We start from the raw sequence: 15667 nt of genomic DNA on the forward strand, positions 1-15667 counted from the left end.
CGCCCCAACTCGGATTCGTTGAGGGAATGTCAGAAGAAATCGCAATGTGCGTTGGTTACTGCCCGGCCGCAACGGGCTGTTTCGCGCTCGCCACCTTAATTCCACTGAGCCCCTGGGCGTAGCGCGACACGCCGCGGTAGAGCGATTCAGCGACGCGCTGGCGGTATTCAGGTGTACGCAGCTTGCGTTCGTCCGTTGGATTGCTCACAAACGAAATCTCCGCGAGAACCGAGGGCATGTTGGCTCCGATGAGCACGATGAACGGCGCCTTCTTTACTCCACGATCTCTTATCCCCGGACTCTTCGCCGCTTCCCCGGCATGGAGCGCCTTCTGCACATTGGCCGCGAACTCGCGCGATTCATCGATCTTGTCTTTCAACGCGATCTTCTTCACCAGGTCTTGCAGGTCATGCACCGAGGTCTCAGAGACGGAATTCTCGCGAGCCGCAACTTCCAAAGCCTCTGGCGATGAGGTGAAATTCAGGTAGTAAGTCTCTACTCCACGCGCTGAAGGATCGGAGCTGGAATTGGCGTGGATCGAGATGAACAGATCCGCCTGATTCTGATTCGCGATAGCCGTCCGCGTCTCCAGCGGAATGAAAGTGTCATCGTGTCGTGTGTACACCACATCCGCGCCGAGCTTCTGCTCCAGCAATTTGCCCAGGCGCAGCGCCACGTCGAGTACGAGATCTTTTTCCAGCAGTCCGTTTGGACCGATAGTCCCGGTGTCGTGTCCGCCATGGCCTGCGTCGACGACGATCTTGCCGATCTTCAGTCCCAGCGCCCGAACAAGCGACAAATCGCCATCCGCTGTTGGCTTTGCCGTACGAGTCGCGCTGGCGACCACTGTTGGCTTGCCGTTGCGTTTCTTTTGACCTTTCTCTGCGGTCAGCGACGACTCAGAGGACTTCTTGGCTGGTTCTGCGTCCTCAGTCTTCTCGCGTTTTGCGACTCTCTCGACAACGGCGTCACTCGTGGGCTTGCTTGTCGCCTTTACTTGCTTAGGATCGTCGCTTAGCGAAGCGATCTCAGCCAAACCGAGATCGCTGCTTTCCATGGGTACTTCGGTGCGCTTCGGAAGAACTGGTTTCTTAGGAGTCGCCTTAGCGCTCGTGGTCGGGGCTGATTGGTCATCTTCTTCGTCGTCCGAATCTGCGGACGCTGGACTCTTCCGGCTGGCGGCAACCGTCTTGGTGTCAGTTCTCTTTGTGACGGCAGCTTGCGGTACTCCGGTAGACGAGTTGGAGCGAGGATCCGAAGTCGGACTCTGTGAACTCGCCGTCTGCACCTGCGGCGCAGCCTTCTTACCGTGAACGTCGATGATCAGCCGATACGGATTCGGCAGAAGGAACGCCGAGTACTCAGCCAGGTTGTCGACTTCCAGCACCACGCGAGCCATGTTGGCTTTGTACTGCGCAACGCGGACTTTCTTCAGGAGCCCGTCTTCAATGTTGTAGCTCTTGCCGATCAGCTCCGAGGCCAGCCGGCTGTCATGCAAGTCGAAGAAGATGCGATCGGGAGAAGGAACCCTTCCCGCTTCATACTTCACTTCATCTTCGAGATCGATCGCGATGCGGGTGTAGTCGGGCGTTGACCAATAACGCAGGCTCGTGACGCGCGGCAGTCCCTGGCGCTTCGAGGCGACGGTTTTCAGCGGCGGAGAGCTCGGCTCCTCATCATCGGCCTCGTCACGATTTGCTTCCCGTCGCTTGCTAGATGCGACCTGATCCTTGCTCTTCTTGCTGGGAGCACTGGGACGCTTAGCTTCTTCGTCCATCTCACGAAGAGCGGCTTTGGCTTGCTGAGCGAGCTCATGATTGGGATATCGCTTAAGGAACTCTTCAAAGGTTTCCTTGGCGATAGCCAGTTCGTTCAAGTCCTCACGATAGATCTGGCCGATGCTGAGTAGCGCCCCAAAGCGATACTTGCTCCCGGGATATTCCCGTCGCAGGAATTCATACTGCCCAATAGCAGACTTGAATCCCGTTTTGTCGTCATCGAGGCGAGCTTGCTCGGCAAGAAGTTCGGCGACTGCGAGCACGCTGGCATCCGCGCGTGTCGATGTTGGAGCCAGGTGATAGACCTTGCGGAAAGCGTCGATTACGCGGTTGTAGTCTTCGGTGTCGCGATCGCCTTCAGGACGCCCGTTGAGCGCTTCGCGCATCTGAACGGCCTTGTGATAGGAGTCGAGCGCGATGTGTTTTTTGCGCGCAACACTCATCGCTTCCGCGCGTCCTGCATGGAGGAAGATGAGGAGGCTTGCGGCCACTAGAGTCCAGATTGCGAAGTGACGAGTCGCGCTGCTGACTGACCTGCCGGACATTCTCTGCATCCCTGTTGCACCCAGCATCAGGTGCGATTCAACGTTTGCTGCCGGGCAGTTCGAAGGGCTGCAGTTGCGAACCCTACTCCATATCGCTGACCGACAAGTGTCCTTCGGCATCCCTCTTTACCTGCAGGGGATGTCCGGGTGTATTGAGTCGTGCTGTGTTCGACCCATATATACCTGTGATGCGCTTTACATAATTCCGAGTTTCTGAATATTTCGGAATTCCCCGGCTGCGCCGCACCGCGCCAACGCCGGCGTTATATGCCGCTAACGATAACTCTACATTACCGTTATAGGAATCGAGCAACTCTTTAAAGTGGCGCACTCCGGCGTCCACATTTTGTGCAGGATCGTAGGGATTCCGCACATTCAATGACTTAGCGGTGCGCGGCATGAGCTGCATCAATCCGATGGCGCCTTTCCGCGAGACCGCATGCGGATTGAAGTTCGACTCAACCTTGATGATGGCGCGTACCAAATTGGGATCGACGGAATGCTCTGTGGCGGCTTGCTCGACGATCTTGTCGATCCACTCCGATCCGTTCGGAGGCAACGATGACTCTGTGTAATGAACACGTCCCAGAGCAGGATAGTTGCGCGGGGCAGCGGCTGTTTGCCCTGAGGTCGACGAACTCTGCACCTGCTCTGACGCCAAACGCAGAGCATTGCCGCTCGCAGCAAAATTAGGATTCTTCAACGCAGCCTGGCGCAGCAACCTGCGGACATCTTGCGCCGCAGATTGCGCTGCCTTGCGCGAATGCGAATACATCGGCGGCACCGGTTTCCAGCGATGCTCGCGGTTGCTCCAGTAATAGTATTCGGAGTTCAGCGGAGGGGCGGTCTGCACGGCCCTTTCCGGCGCGTTTTCGTACACCAGGCGCCCGTCGCTTGTTTGCGAAGCGACGATGGTTTGCGCGTGCGTGGCGGAAGGGAGGCCGTTCAGGAACAAGCCTGCATACAGGACCGAAATCAGGTGTCTACGCATCTAGTTCTCATCTCCGAACGAGCTGCCAAAAAGTCTCGCGCGGTCCGACAAGGACCTCATTTCGCCGCACTTAGCAGACGGCCCCAAAGTGAGCGTACCCGCCGGGCGGTCTTCACCTAACCCCAAATCCTGACGGAGAAATACATCCAGAGTAGGTCGATTATAGGGGGCTTAAGCACCTGAAACAATTACCAGAAGGACAGGAACCAGCAGGGTGAATAGCGAAAACTTACATACAAAACCGGCAGAAAACCCGAAGAACGAGGCCGTAGGTTGTTGAGGACATTACCAAAGTGTCTAGGAGCAGGAGTTGGGGCTCGACAGCTCCTTTGGGATCGCCAAAAAGCAACTACTCACGCAGATGAACGCTGATTAACCGATGGACGCAGATCACGCTAATACTCCTAAATCCCGCACTCCAAAAAAATCTGCGTGAATCCCTAAAATCTGCGTTCATCTGCGTGAAGCAGTTGCTTTTGGTTTTGACCTGTTTCACTAATCGCGACGCGGCACATACCCAGTGCGGTAGTAAACCTGCAACGGCAGAAAATCCTCCGAGCGGGTGACCTTCACTTTGATCTTGCGCCACTTGCTGTCTTCCACAGCACGACTCGGGCGATACCCCAGAATGTACTGATTGCGCAGTTCGCGGCTGGCGCGGGCGGCAGCGTCGGGAATGCCCGCAGGATTATCAAGCACGATCGCCCGGCCGCCAGTCGATTCGGTGACCTCAGTTAACCACTGCCGCCCGAATCGTTCTTCCAGCTTTTTCGTGAGCAGGAGAGTCGGCGCATCGCAAACGTCGATGGCGTAGATCTCGGTGTCCGACTCGCGCGCAAGCTTCTTGATCTGCCGCAAGCTGTGACGGCTATTGTTGTCGCCACCGTCGGAGATGACCAGAAGCGCCTTGCGTGTGTACCTGGCATGCCGAAGCTTGGCGAGTCCCATGTAGATCGCGTCGGCGAGCGCGGTATTGCCTTTGGGCTTTGCCGCCGCCAGCGCAGCGTGGATGTCCTCGAATGACTGCGTGGTGTCCGCGAGCAGCTTCGGCTTATCCGCGAAGGTGATGACGAAGTAATCATCCTGGGGATTCGCATTGTCGAAGAACTCCGACGCGGCCTCGCGCACCTCGTCGATCTTGTTCGCCATGCTGCTGCTGAGATCCACCAGAATCCCAACCGAAAGAGGCGCATCTTCGGTATTGAAATACTGGATTTTCTCCTCGCTCCCCCCCTCATAGAGCTTGAAGTTGTGCCGGGCGAGATCGACGACTGGATGGTTCTTCACGTCAGTCACAGTCACGGGCACGAGAACCATCTCAACATCCACGCGCAGACGGCCCGGCGTCTGCGTCGATCTGCGTTCTGCACGCTCCGCCTTGGTGCGTGGAACGATGTGGATATCGTCACTGGATTGCGCGGCAGCGGATGTGGCAACCAGGAAAGCGAAGAGCACGACGTATCCGCTTCGCCAAAGGTTCTTTTTCCTGCATTCGGTCGATCGTGAAGAAGGTGCAGCGGGGAGAGATACCGCGAACAAAGATAAAGCCATGACAGAGTCCCTGAGAAATGTGCCCGCGATTATGTCCCAGGGGCAGGCGTCGAGGAAAGGGTTATTTCGAGTGGTCTTTAAGAATTGCGTTTCTTGACACTTGAGCCGAGCTTGAAGATGCCAAACCCGCGAAACTCGTTCACAAAGAAACTGCCCAGCCCCAAGATACTGTCATCCCCCGCTCCGCCGCGCGAGCGATTGCGTGACGAGAACTCTACTGCGGAGCGGGGGATCTGCTGTTGTTTGCGGTACGACAAACCTAAGAACAACAGATCCCCGCGCGAAAAGCACGCGCAGGGATGACAGTCTCTGTAGGGAGTGGGCACTGTCTGCAGCATGTCACTGTTGACACGAAGACTGTCGTCGGATGTCGCTCTAAGCAACTTGCCTATTGTAAGTAGCCACTCGCACCCCTAGCATAGAATTCCCAATTCATTTCTCAATGGCGAATCTTTCAGAGTGGCTGCCGAAATCGGTTCTCTGCTTGCGGAGCTACACGCTCCAGAAGCTCCTTTCCGATCTGCTCGCGGGCATCACCGTAGGACTGGTGGCCCTGCCTCTGGCTATGGCGTTTGCCATCGCCTCGGGGATGCCGCCGGAGGCGGGCTTGTACACGGCAGTCTTCGCGGGCGGCCTCATCTCTGCTCTCGGCGGCTCGAGCACTCAGATCGGTGGACCCACCGGAGCGTTCGTCGTTGTCGTGGCTGGAATCATTGCCCGTTATGGGATTGAGGGCCTCTACATCTGCACGTTGCTGGCCGGAATCATTCTGATCTTCATGGGCGTTACGGGACTCGGCACAGCCGTCCGCTTCATTCCGCGTCCGGTCGTTGTCGGCTTCACGAACGGGATCGCGATCCTCATCGCCAGCACTCAGGTCAAGGACTTCTTCGGCCTCCAGATCGATCATGTCCCCGGAGATTTCTGGGGACGCATGGTGGCGATCGTCAGGAACTTTCACACACTCTCCCCGATCGCGACCTCGCTGTCGGTAATTTCGCTCGCCGTCATCCTGCTGACTGCCCGCTACGTGAAGCGCGTTCCCGGATACATAGTTGCGCTGCTGGGCGGCACTGCGATCTCGGTATTGCTCAAACTGCCGATCGAAACCATCGGAACGCGATTCGGTGGAATTCCGTCCGGCCTGCCCAACCTGGCGATTCCGCCTCTGCACTTCAGCCTGATTCGCCCGCTGATCTCGCCGGCCATCACAGTGGCGATGCTGGGAGCGATCGAGTCGCTGATGTCCGCGGTCGTGTCGGATCGGATGAGCGGGGATCGGCATAATCCGAACGTCGAGTTGGTTGCTCAAGGCATCGCCAACGTCGCTTCTCCGCTGGTAGGCGGCCTCCCCGCGACCGGCGCCATCGCGCGAACCGCAACCAACATTCGTTCCGGAGCAAAGACTCCTGTTTCGGGAATGATCCATGCCCTAACCCTGCTGGCCATCCTGCTCTTCGCCGCGCCCCTGGCGAAGTTTATTCCACTGGCCGTGCTCGCGGCCATCTTGATGGTGGTCTCCTGGAACATGGGCGAGTGGAAACAGATTCCCGAACTACTGCGCCTGAGCAAGCTGGAAATCGCCGTGTGGTTGATCACGCTGCTGCTCACGGTCTTCGCCGATCTCACCGTCGCGGTCGAAATGGGAATGATCCTGGCAGTGTTGATTTACATCCGGAACGTCACCGCGACGACTACCGTGTCAGAAGTTACCAACGAGTATCTAGAAGACGGCCGTCTTCACATCCTGCAAGACAAGCAGATTCCGCCTTATGTAACCATACTGCGTATTCACGGCCCGTTCCTGTTTGGCTCATCCGACAAGATCAACGACATTTTGGGGAAGATTCCGGAGATGCCCGCGATCATCGTGGTCAGGCTGCGCAACATGACTGCGCTGGATGCGACAGGTCTGCAAGCCCTTCAGGAATTTGCCGACGCTGTGCACGAAACCGGGCGCGGACTGATTTTCTGTGGTGCGCCCTCGCAGCCCGCCAAGCTCATGCACCGTGCCGACTTTGAAGAACATATCGGCACAGGAAATGTATGTCCAAATGTGCAGGCTGCACTCGCGCGAGCCGCGCAAATATTCCAGGAGCTCCCCGAAGCCACGCGAACATTGGGTTTGCATCGGCGTCGCTCCGATCTGGTAGCGCATTCTGCGTCGCCGCAGGGCTAACAAGCTGCCTCATCGAGCGATCACACCGAACACTGTCATCCTGAGCCCCTCTTTCGGGCGAAGGATCTCCCGCCATGCATCATGCGGTTACGCGCTGTCATGGCTTTTTGGCGAGTACTTCTGGGCCGAAAAGCCACGATGCGGCAGGTGCATCCCATAGCTCGCGGGAGGTCCTTCGCCGGGCTCAGGATGACAATAGAAAATTGATTCGCAAATCGACGGAGTCCACGAATTGAGTTCCTCGATTCCTTACACTGATCCGTCAACAGGGCTGAGATACAGTAATGGCACCGCATGACCGAATTCACGAGAATCAGCCGGCTCCCGCCCTACGTCTTTAACGTAATCGGCGAGCTGAAGGCGGCCGCGCGCAAGCATGGCGAAGATGTGATCGACTTCAGCATGGGTAATCCCGATGGCCCCACGCCGCCGCACATCGTCGCCAAGCTGGTGGAGGCGGCGAAACGTCCAGGCACGCAACGCTATTCGGTTTCAAAGGGAATTCCACGCCTGCGGCGCGCGATCTGCGAGTGGTATCGCCGGCGCTATCAAGTAGAACTCGATCCCGAAACCGAAGCGATCGTCACCATCGGTTCCAAAGAGGGAATCGCGCATCTGTGCCTCGCCGTGCTCGACCGCGGTGATGCTGTGCTGGTGCCGAATCCCAGCTATCCGATTCATATCTATGGACCGGTTATTGCCGGAGCCGGCATTCGATCCATCCCAATGCGGACCGGCGTGGACTTCATTGCCGAACTTGAGCAGGCCATACGGCTGATGTCTCCGCGCCCCAAGCTCCTGATCCTGAACTTTCCTTCCAATCCCACAACCCATTGCGTCGATTTGGCGTTTTTCGAGCGCATCGTCGCGCTCTGTAAAGAGTACGGCGTCTTCGTGGTCCACGACCTCGCCTACGCCGATATCGTCTTCGACGGTTACTGCGCGCCGTCGATTCTGCAAGTGCCCGGCGCCCGCGAAATCGCCGTGGAATTCTTTACTCTGTCCAAGAGCTACAACATGCCCGGCTGGCGCGTGGGATTCATGGTCGGCAATGCAAAGCTCGTCGCAGCACTCGCCCGCCTGAAAAGCTACTTCGACTACGGGACGTTTACGCCGATTCAGGTCGCGGCCATCGCCGCACTCGATGGTCCACAGGAGTGCGTGAAGGATATCTGCGAGACCTATCTCAAGCGACGCGACTGTCTCGTCGATGGCCTGGCGAAGTTGAAATGGCAGGTTGAGCGACCGAAAGCCACAATGTTTGTGTGGGCTCCAATTCCTGAAAGCTATCGCAAGTTAGGATCGATCGAGTTCTCAAAAAAACTGCTGACCGAAGCGCAGATAGCAGTGAGTCCAGGCATCGGCTTCGGCGAATTGGGTGACGACTCGGTGCGTTTTGCTCTCATCGAGAACGAAGAACGGACGCGCCAGGCGCTGCGTGGGGTGAAGAAGATGTTCAAGAAGGGTGGGGTCGGTGGTTGAACCCGACGTGTTTGCGATGACCAGATTGCATTTCAGTCGCGTCGTTTCCATTGACGGAATATTCCATAGATGATATATTCCCTCTATGGCATGGGAGGTGGAATTCACCAATGCATTCGAGCTTTGGTGGGGCAGCCTCAGTGAAGATCAGCAGGAGGAAATCAACGCCAAAGTCTTACTCTTGGAAGAGCGGGGTCCGATTCTTCCACGCCCGCATTCGGACCTAATCAGCACTTCCAGACACTCGAACATGAAGGAACTTCGCGGGAGCGTGAATGAAGCTCAGCTTCGAGTCCTGTACGCCTTCGATCCGCGTAGAACCGCAATTTTGCTTATTGGAGGCGACAAGACGGGAAACCCAAACTGGTATGAACAATTTGTTCCCATTGCCGACGATCTATTCGATCGGCATTTGAGGCAAATAGAGAAAGAAAGACAAACCAAGAGGATTCGTCGTGGCAAAAAAGTTTAGTACGTTACGATTCAAGATGTCTCCGGCGTCGCGGGCTCGGTCGGAGCAGCGAGCCGATCGGTATCGTGCTGAGATGGCTCTGGACGAGTTGAGGGAAGCTCGCCAGTTGACACAGAACGCCCTGGCCGAGATTCTCAACGTGAATCAGTCAGCCATATCGAAGCTTGAACGCCGGACTGACATGTACGTCAGCACTCTGCGACACATTGTGAAGGGCATGGGTGGCGAGCTGAAGATAGAGGCCGTTTTCCCCGATGGCAGAGTCGTCATCAAGAAGTTTCGAAGTGTCAGCAAACCAGCGCGACGCGTGCGCAGGGCGGCTGGTTAAGGCCTGCATACGCGGATCAATCCGGCACGCGATTGACAATTTACCCCCCACCCGCGAGAATGTGAACTCAGTGAAGCTGCATACGCTCATCCCGGCCCCGCTCCCGTGCACCCCGCCGGTGTACCTGCGTCCGCGGGATTGGAGTGAGCGCTTTCACGAATAGTTAATTAAACGCACTTATCTCCAAGGCCCACGGTCGCAAGACCGTGGGCTTTTTGCTTTTGGTTGCAACACATCGATGTCCGAGAAAACCAAACCTTCCAAAACTGTCATCCTGAGTCCGCCGCGGCGGACGAAGGACCTCCCGCGATGTGTCGAACTTAGTCGCCGCCGATCGGCTTTTTGGCAAGGGTGCTCGTGTAAAAGCCACGACACAGCAATTGAGTCCGACATATTCCAGGAGGTCCTTCGGGCCAACATCGGGCCTCAGGATGACAGCGTCAGAGTAGGCCACTTATAGGCAGAAGAATCATGAATACCAAAACAGAACTAAACAACCTCCGTCACCAACTACGCCGCGCCAGAACCATCGTGGTCAAAGTCGGAACCAAAGTCCTGGTGCAGTCCGATGGCAGTGTCGCTAAAGACGTGCTGAAGGAGCTAGTGAAATCCGTCAGCACGCTGCGAATGAGTGGACGTCGTGTTCTCCTCGTCACATCTGGCGCAATTGGAATTGGCTCCAGGCGGCTCAGCGTCTCTTCCGAGATGGTGCCGGTATGCGCCGCCGCCGGCCAGAGCGCGCTTACCGCGCTCTATCACGTTGAGTTTGGGAATCTGGGAATCGCCGCTGCGCAGGTGCTGGTGACCGATCAGGACTTCACAGAACCCGAACGCCACCGGCGACTCTGCGACACGCTGAACTACCTCACGCGGTTAGAAGTCGTTCCCATCATCAACGAGAACCATTTCGCGACGCACACGCCGAACGCGAAGATCGGGGACCGGGTGTTCTCCGAGAATGACATGCTTGCCTCGCTGATTGCCTCGGCGACCCGCGCCGACTTGCTTGTGCTTTTGACCGACGTTGATGGCGTTTACACAGAACATCCAGCCGGAGCGCGCGCCGCAATCATTCCCGAGATCAAGGGAAGCGCGCGGGAAATTGGACTGAATGAGCAAGTGGGCGAGCTTGGCCGCGGAGGCATACGCGCGAAGCTTCACGCCGTCGCGCACGCCATCGAAAGCACGCGGCTGTTCGCAGTGATTGCCAACGGGCGCACTCCCGAAGTTCTGGAGCAGATCGTCAGAGGACACCAAATTGGGACTCTGATCGCTCCCGCGGAGGCCCAGTGATGTCTGCCATCGTGCAAGATGCAATCGCAGCGAAAGCAGCTTCCCGGCTGCTGGCGGTGCTTGATTCAGCCACCAGGAACGACGCTCTGTACCGGATGGCTAGCTCGCTTGAGCAATCTTCCGACGCGCTCCTCACGGTGAACCGCGAAGACGTGGAAGAAGCTCGAGCGCAGTCTCTGTCCTCTTCCTCCTTAACTCGCATGACTTTAACCACCGAAAAGGTGCAACAAATGGCGGTTGGCCTCAGAGCAGTCGCCGCGCTGGAAGATCCGGTCGGAAAGGTTCTGCTTCGCTCTGAGCTAGACGAAGGCCTCGAACTCGAAAAGATCACGACTCCCTTCGGAGTGATCGCAGCTATTGTCGAGGCTCGGCCCGATGCCGTTACACAGCTCTGCGCGCTGGCTTTGAAGTCAGGCAACGCGCTCATGATCAAGGCCGGCACCGAGATCAGCCGCACAACGCGCGCAATTCTCGCTGCATTCGCGAAGGCACTCGAGTCAACACGCATTCCGCCGCACGCATTCACGAATGTCGAAGGACGAGAGGCAACCCATGAACTTCTCGCTCTGCAGGATTACGTGGACCTGGTTGTGCCTCGCGGCAGTTCCGATCTGGTTCGATTTGTCGCCGCCAACACCCGGATTCCAGTGATTGGCCATGCGGACGGTGTCTGCCACATCTACGTAGAGACCTCCGCGAGTCGGGAGATGGCGATTTCCCTGATTCTCGACGCCAAGACTCAGGCTCCAGCCACCTGTAACGCAGTGGAAACAGTTCTCGTGGACCGGGTGATCGCAAGTGAATTCCTGCCGGTGTTGTTCGAAAAGCTGCGAACGGCTGGAGTGAAAGTGCGGGGTTGCGCGGTCACACGCGCGGTGTGCGGGCAAGCAGTCGAATTAGTTGAGGAAACCGAATGGCACACGGAATACGCAGATCTGACGCTCGCGATTCGCGTTGTGCCCGGCATGGAGGCAGCGATCGGACATATAGAAACCTTTGGCTCACACCACACCGACTGCATTGTGACCGAAGACGACAGACTCGCAAGCCGATTTCTGCGCAGTGTAGATTCAGCGGGAGTGTTTCACAACGTTTCCACCAGATTTGCAGATGGATATCGCTATGGTTTCGGCGCCGAAGTGGGAATCGCGACCGGGAAGCTACACGCGCGTGGACCCGTGGGACTGGAGGGACTGGTGACGTACAAGTACGTGTTGGCGGGGAATGGCCAGTGTGTTGGTCAGTACGTTGGTGCCAATGCGCGTCGGTTCAAGCATTCAGATGGAAGAAGTGAGATGGCGTAGCGAAGAATTCAAAGCACTGTCATCCTGAGGCCCGGTCTTGGCCGAAGGATCTCCCGGAATATGTTGGACTTAATTGCTGCATCGCGGCTCTTACACGAGGATTTCGCCAAAGAGCCGCAACAGTGCGACGAAATGCGAAGCATTGCCGGGAGATTCCTTCGACAAGCTCAGGACCAAAACCAGGCCTCAGGATGACAGACTCTCAATACACCTTGGGCCTAAATCGTCACCCGCCCACTACGAATCCCAATACTCACCGCCTCGGTACGCGACGAGGCTCCGAGCTTTCCCAGAATAGAGCTAATGTGAAACTTCACCGTGTGCGTTGAAATGTGCAGCCGCGATGAGATCTCCTTATTCGACAGTCCTTCGGCCAGCATTGTCAGCACTTCCTGCTCGCGTTCTGTGAGTTCTTCGGGAGAGGACGTTCCGACAAACGACGATCCAGATTCCTCGCGTGTAAAGGCCGGGTCGATCACCTGCAACCCAGCACGAACAGCTCGCAAGGCAGATTGAAGACGAGCGGGGGCTATGTCAAGCGATACCACTCCCGCCACCCCGGAGCGCAACAAGTGAGAGACGGTGCCGCGTGGGGGAGCCTTGCCGATCCAGATCACGCACACGTTCCCCGCGGCTGGGGTCAGCAAGCTTGGCGCTGGCGATGACGGCAGCGGAGTTGAAGGGTCTAGCGTGATCAGGAGGACATCGTAGGACTCTCTCTCGGCGCTTACCCGTGCTCCAGCGCGACGCGCAAGCGCCTCAATTCGTGCACGCAGTGACGCAGAACTGGCGCTAATCGCCACCATGAGTGGCGCATCCTCCTCCGCCAACGCTGCTTTGCGCGGCACATCTGCTACAAAAGCCGTCCGCATAGGTTTCTTTATTGATGCTTTAACGCCGCGGCCGGTCCGCTAATTTCACTTTTAGCGATGCCAACTGGCCTCCACGCACGTATCCGAGATCGACAGAATCGCCGCGTTTGGCTTTGCCAAGCACGCGCTGAACGTCCTCAATCCCGCTCACTGATTGCGAATTAATGCTGACGATGAGGTCACCAAGCGTGATTCCTGCCTCCGAACTCGGACTTGCTGGCTCAACCTGCATGACCATCAACGCCGATTCCTGTTCCATCTTTAGCTTGCTCGAAAGATCGGAAGGCACGGCAACGGCTTGCATCGCTAGCCCAAGATACGGACGGAAGACGCCACCATGTTCCACAATCTCATTCACCACGCGCTCGACGGTCGCAGCAGGAACTGTAATCGTCGCCGCTCGCGCGAGCGCAGAAGTGTTCAGACCGAGCACACGGCCGCGAGAATCGACAAGCGCGCTGCCCGATTGTCCGGGATAGAGGGTCACATCGGGCCGCAACAGCGTGTCCATCTTGCCGCCACGCCACGTCTGCCACGGCGCTCCAAGGCGCGCAATGATGCCCGCAGCGGCAGCTAAGTCGCCCAAAGTCGAGCGTCCAACAGCTAAAACAAGCTGCCCCACACGTAGTTTGCTGGCCTCGGAAAGCAGCTCAGGAGCCCCAGAATCGGCTTTTTCAAGCCTCAAAACTGCAACGTCAGTGCCCGGATCGCGCCCCAAAAACGTCGCCTTGTGTCGCGATTGACCGCCAAAAGTGACCTCAACGTCGTCAGTACGGCGCAACATGTGGCTCGCAGTGACGACAATTCCCGGCCGCCAAACGATCCCGCTGCCCGCAACCCGACGTCCGCCGTGTACCGCGACTATGAACTTACCGGTCTGTTCTGCTACCTCCGCGAACTGATTCGAGAGCGTGTCCCATTCGTTATGAATTGCAGATGCCATGTGATCCTCGACTACTTCCAGCACCAATATCGCGCGGATGCGAGGAGCACACATCGCCCAAATGGGCAGGTTTGGGATGGAACACCTTGCGAACAACAACCCTGTCATCCTGAGGCCCGATGTTGGCCGAAGGATCTCCCGCGATGCTTCGTGTGTCGTCGCACTGTCGCGGCACTTCGGCGAGAATCCTCGTGTAAGAGCCACGACGCAGCAATCAAGTTCGACACATCGCGGGAGATCCTTCGGCCAACATCGGGCCTCAGGATGACAGGCCAAGGAGTGGTCGACAGTCAAAGAACAGTTTCTAGAGCAACGGATGAAAATCCGTCGTTCGCAGTGGAAAACTCGAAATCTCTCTTGTCCCAAATCGACTTTTGCGGTTACATAGAAGCGACGATTTCTCCACTTAGAAATCGTTTCCAGCGCCCGGACAGGGCTGCACCTCTCGTTCGCTTTACGTGTGTCACCGCTCGGTGACGCTCGCGTTACCTCAAAACCCATCGACCTGCAGCAAATCCAAAAAATCCAACTCCACTGGAGACAATCTATGTCCGCGTTTATCGCCGGATACGGCGTACTGCCAAATCCACAGCCTCAACCTCAACCTATTTTCCATCCCGAACCCATAGCTGTTCCCGCCGCCGCAGAGCCTCCAAGTCCCAAAACGGAATGTGCCTCCTCGATACAGCCGACCGTCGCAGCTTCGGAAGCCGCGACTCCTTTGGCGGTTGCAACCAGCGCTGTGCGCGACGACGAATCCCAGGCGCTTGCGGCGGCATCCGCCGACGAGTTCCTTAACACACAATTTCCTCCAAGGGAGATGGTGCTTGCGCCGATCCTGCCCTCGCAGGGACTGGCGATGGTTTATTCGCGACGTGGCGTGGGCAAGACCTATCTCACGCTGGCAATCGCGCACGCCGTGGCCCGCGGCGGCAACTTCCTACGATGGTCGGCTCCACGGGCTCGCCGGGTTTTGTTTGTCGACGGAGAGCTACCCGCGCCGGTGTTGCAACAACGCCTGCGCACGATCGTCTCCGGTCTTCCCAAAACAGAACCCCACTTGCCTGATTCTGGATATCTCAGGATCATCACACCAGATCTGCAACGTGGGGCGATGCCCGACATTGCTACCGCACGGGGGCAGGCCATGATTGAATCGCGGCTCGAGGGCGGAGATCTTCTCGTGCTCGATAACCTGAGTTGCCTCGCGCGTTCAGGGAAGGAGAACGAAGGCGAGAGCTGGATTCCAGTGCAGGACTGGGCGTTGCGGCTTCGGCAGAAGGGGGTTTGCGTGCTCTTCCTGCATCACGCCGGCAAAGGCGGACAGCAGCGCGGAACGTCTCGTCGCGAGGATCTCCTGGATACAGTAATCGCCCTGCGCCAGCCGGATGATTACTGCGCGACCGAAGGGCTGCGCGCGCAGGTGCGCTTCGAGAAGGCTCGCGGATTTTTTGGTGAAGACGCTCGACCTTTCGAGGTTCGGATGGAAATTCGGGAGGGAGCTGCGGTGTGGGCCGTTAGCTTTGCGGAGCCGAAGCCGAAGCTGACGGATCCGTTGCTGGACAACGCTTCAGAACTCTTTGCGCAGGGCTTCTCCGTCCGTGATGTGGCGGAGCGTTTAGGAGTCTCCAAGAGCCGCGTTGGGAGGCTTCGAGAGGCTTGGGACAGCGAAGATTAGGGTCTTGCCATCGAACCTTATTTGTCAGTCACTTACACTGTCCCACTGTCCCAAATCCCTAGGGGCGCTGGGACAGCGGGACAGCAAGAAACCATGTGGCACAGGTGCCCTCGCCTGTGTCGACTCTGGCCAGAGCCACAGCCGGGGCGGCTGTGCCACGGCTTGCCCATCGGGTTTCACTTCACCCGATCACCCGATCACCGATGACCCGATCACCCGATTCCTCATTGTCTCTCTCAATTCCCACCTGT

The 15667-nt window shown here is 57.5% G+C and carries 12 protein-coding genes; 7 read left to right on the plus strand and 5 right to left on the minus strand.

Translation table 11 applies throughout. The annotated features are described in order from the left end of the window. Positions 1–55: 55 nt before the first annotated feature. The 3 genes from VNX88_13255 to VNX88_13265 all read right to left on the minus strand — a co-directional run bounded on the left by VNX88_13255 (position 56) and on the right by VNX88_13265 (position 4769). Positions 56–2323 (minus strand): N-acetylmuramoyl-L-alanine amidase, encoded by a 2268-nt coding sequence (locus VNX88_13255; protein ID HWY69630.1) that lies wholly within the window; start codon positions 2321–2323, stop codon positions 56–58. 82 nt (positions 2324–2405) lie between these two features. Further along, positions 2406–3314 (minus strand): lytic transglycosylase domain-containing protein, encoded by a 909-nt coding sequence (locus VNX88_13260; GenBank protein HWY69631.1) that lies wholly within the window; start codon positions 3312–3314, stop codon positions 2406–2408. Positions 3315–3809: 495 nt separating this feature from the next. Then, positions 3810–4769: a VWA domain-containing protein gene (locus VNX88_13265; GenBank protein HWY69632.1), complete on the minus strand. Its 960-nt coding sequence runs from the start codon at positions 4767–4769 to the stop codon at positions 3810–3812. A 538-nt stretch (positions 4770–5307) separates the two neighbouring features. On the opposite strand from VNX88_13265, the gene VNX88_13270 reads away from it, so the two are divergent. The 6 genes from VNX88_13270 (at position 5308) to VNX88_13295 (ending at position 11923) form a co-directional block, all read left to right on the plus strand. Then, the gene (locus tag VNX88_13270; protein ID HWY69633.1) at positions 5308–7044 is read left to right on the plus strand and encodes a SulP family inorganic anion transporter; all 1737 of its coding nucleotides are present in this window, start codon (positions 5308–5310) and stop codon (positions 7042–7044) included. Between the two features lie 294 nt (positions 7045–7338). Continuing rightward, positions 7339–8526: an alanine transaminase gene (alaC, locus tag VNX88_13275; protein ID HWY69634.1), complete on the plus strand. Its 1188-nt coding sequence runs from the start codon at positions 7339–7341 to the stop codon at positions 8524–8526. A gap of 85 nt (positions 8527–8611) precedes the next feature. Next, positions 8612–8998 carry a type II toxin-antitoxin system RelE/ParE family toxin gene (locus tag VNX88_13280; GenBank protein HWY69635.1) on the plus strand — a complete coding sequence of 129 codons (387 nt, stop codon included), beginning with the start codon at positions 8612–8614 and terminating at the stop codon, positions 8996–8998. Further along, positions 8982–9326 carry an XRE family transcriptional regulator gene (locus tag VNX88_13285; protein HWY69636.1) on the plus strand — a complete coding sequence of 115 codons (345 nt, stop codon included), beginning with the start codon at positions 8982–8984 and terminating at the stop codon, positions 9324–9326. The genes VNX88_13280 and VNX88_13285 overlap by 17 nt, the downstream gene beginning before the upstream one ends. Positions 9327–9797: 471 nt before the next feature. Further along, a complete protein-coding gene (locus VNX88_13290; GenBank protein ID HWY69637.1) occupies positions 9798–10619 on the plus strand; it encodes a hypothetical protein in 822 nt (273 codons plus the stop codon). Then, entirely contained in the window at positions 10619–11923 is a 1305-nt protein-coding gene (locus VNX88_13295; GenBank protein ID HWY69638.1) for a glutamate-5-semialdehyde dehydrogenase, read from the plus strand. Before VNX88_13290 ends, VNX88_13295 begins: the two co-directional genes overlap by 1 nt. A gap of 218 nt (positions 11924–12141) precedes the next feature. Here VNX88_13295 and VNX88_13300 read toward each other — a convergent pair whose 3' ends face one another. Both VNX88_13300 and VNX88_13305 read right to left on the minus strand, forming a co-directional pair. Beyond that, positions 12142–12795: a response regulator transcription factor gene (locus tag VNX88_13300; GenBank protein ID HWY69639.1), complete on the minus strand. Its 654-nt coding sequence runs from the start codon at positions 12793–12795 to the stop codon at positions 12142–12144. A gap of 19 nt (positions 12796–12814) precedes the next feature. Further along, positions 12815–13738 carry a trypsin-like peptidase domain-containing protein gene (locus VNX88_13305; protein HWY69640.1) on the minus strand — a complete coding sequence of 308 codons (924 nt, stop codon included), beginning with the start codon at positions 13736–13738 and terminating at the stop codon, positions 12815–12817. A gap of 547 nt (positions 13739–14285) precedes the next feature. Here VNX88_13305 and VNX88_13310 point away from each other — a divergent pair. Then, positions 14286–15416, plus strand: coding sequence for an AAA family ATPase (locus tag VNX88_13310; protein HWY69641.1), 1131 nt, complete (start codon positions 14286–14288; stop codon positions 15414–15416). The last annotated feature ends 251 nt before the right edge of the window (positions 15417–15667 follow it).

This window comes from Terriglobales bacterium, from assembly GCA_035567895.1.
GTDB lineage: Bacteria > Acidobacteriota > Terriglobia > Terriglobales > Acidobacteriaceae > Gp1-AA112.

Bases quoted from the DNA above. Each gene is read 5' to 3' on its own strand.
- VNX88_13255 (HWY69630.1), bottom strand. From the start codon at position 2,323: ATGTCCGGCAGGTCAGTCAGCAGCGCGACTCGTCACTTCGCAATCTGG.
- VNX88_13290 (HWY69637.1), top strand. From the start codon at position 9,798: ATGAATACCAAAACAGAACTAAACAACCTCCGTCACCAACTACGCCGC.
- VNX88_13310 (HWY69641.1), top strand. From the start codon at position 14,286: ATGTCCGCGTTTATCGCCGGATACGGCGTACTGCCAAATCCACAGCCT.
- alaC (HWY69634.1), top strand. From the start codon at position 7,339: ATGACCGAATTCACGAGAATCAGCCGGCTCCCGCCCTACGTCTTTAAC.
- VNX88_13280 (HWY69635.1), top strand. From the start codon at position 8,612: ATGGCATGGGAGGTGGAATTCACCAATGCATTCGAGCTTTGGTGGGGC.
- VNX88_13270 (HWY69633.1), top strand. From the start codon at position 5,308: ATGGCGAATCTTTCAGAGTGGCTGCCGAAATCGGTTCTCTGCTTGCGG.
- VNX88_13260 (HWY69631.1), bottom strand. From the start codon at position 3,314: ATGCGTAGACACCTGATTTCGGTCCTGTATGCAGGCTTGTTCCTGAAC.
- VNX88_13300 (HWY69639.1), bottom strand. From the start codon at position 12,795: ATGCGGACGGCTTTTGTAGCAGATGTGCCGCGCAAAGCAGCGTTGGCG.
- VNX88_13295 (HWY69638.1), top strand. From the start codon at position 10,619: ATGTCTGCCATCGTGCAAGATGCAATCGCAGCGAAAGCAGCTTCCCGG.
- VNX88_13305 (HWY69640.1), bottom strand. From the start codon at position 13,738: ATGGCATCTGCAATTCATAACGAATGGGACACGCTCTCGAATCAGTTC.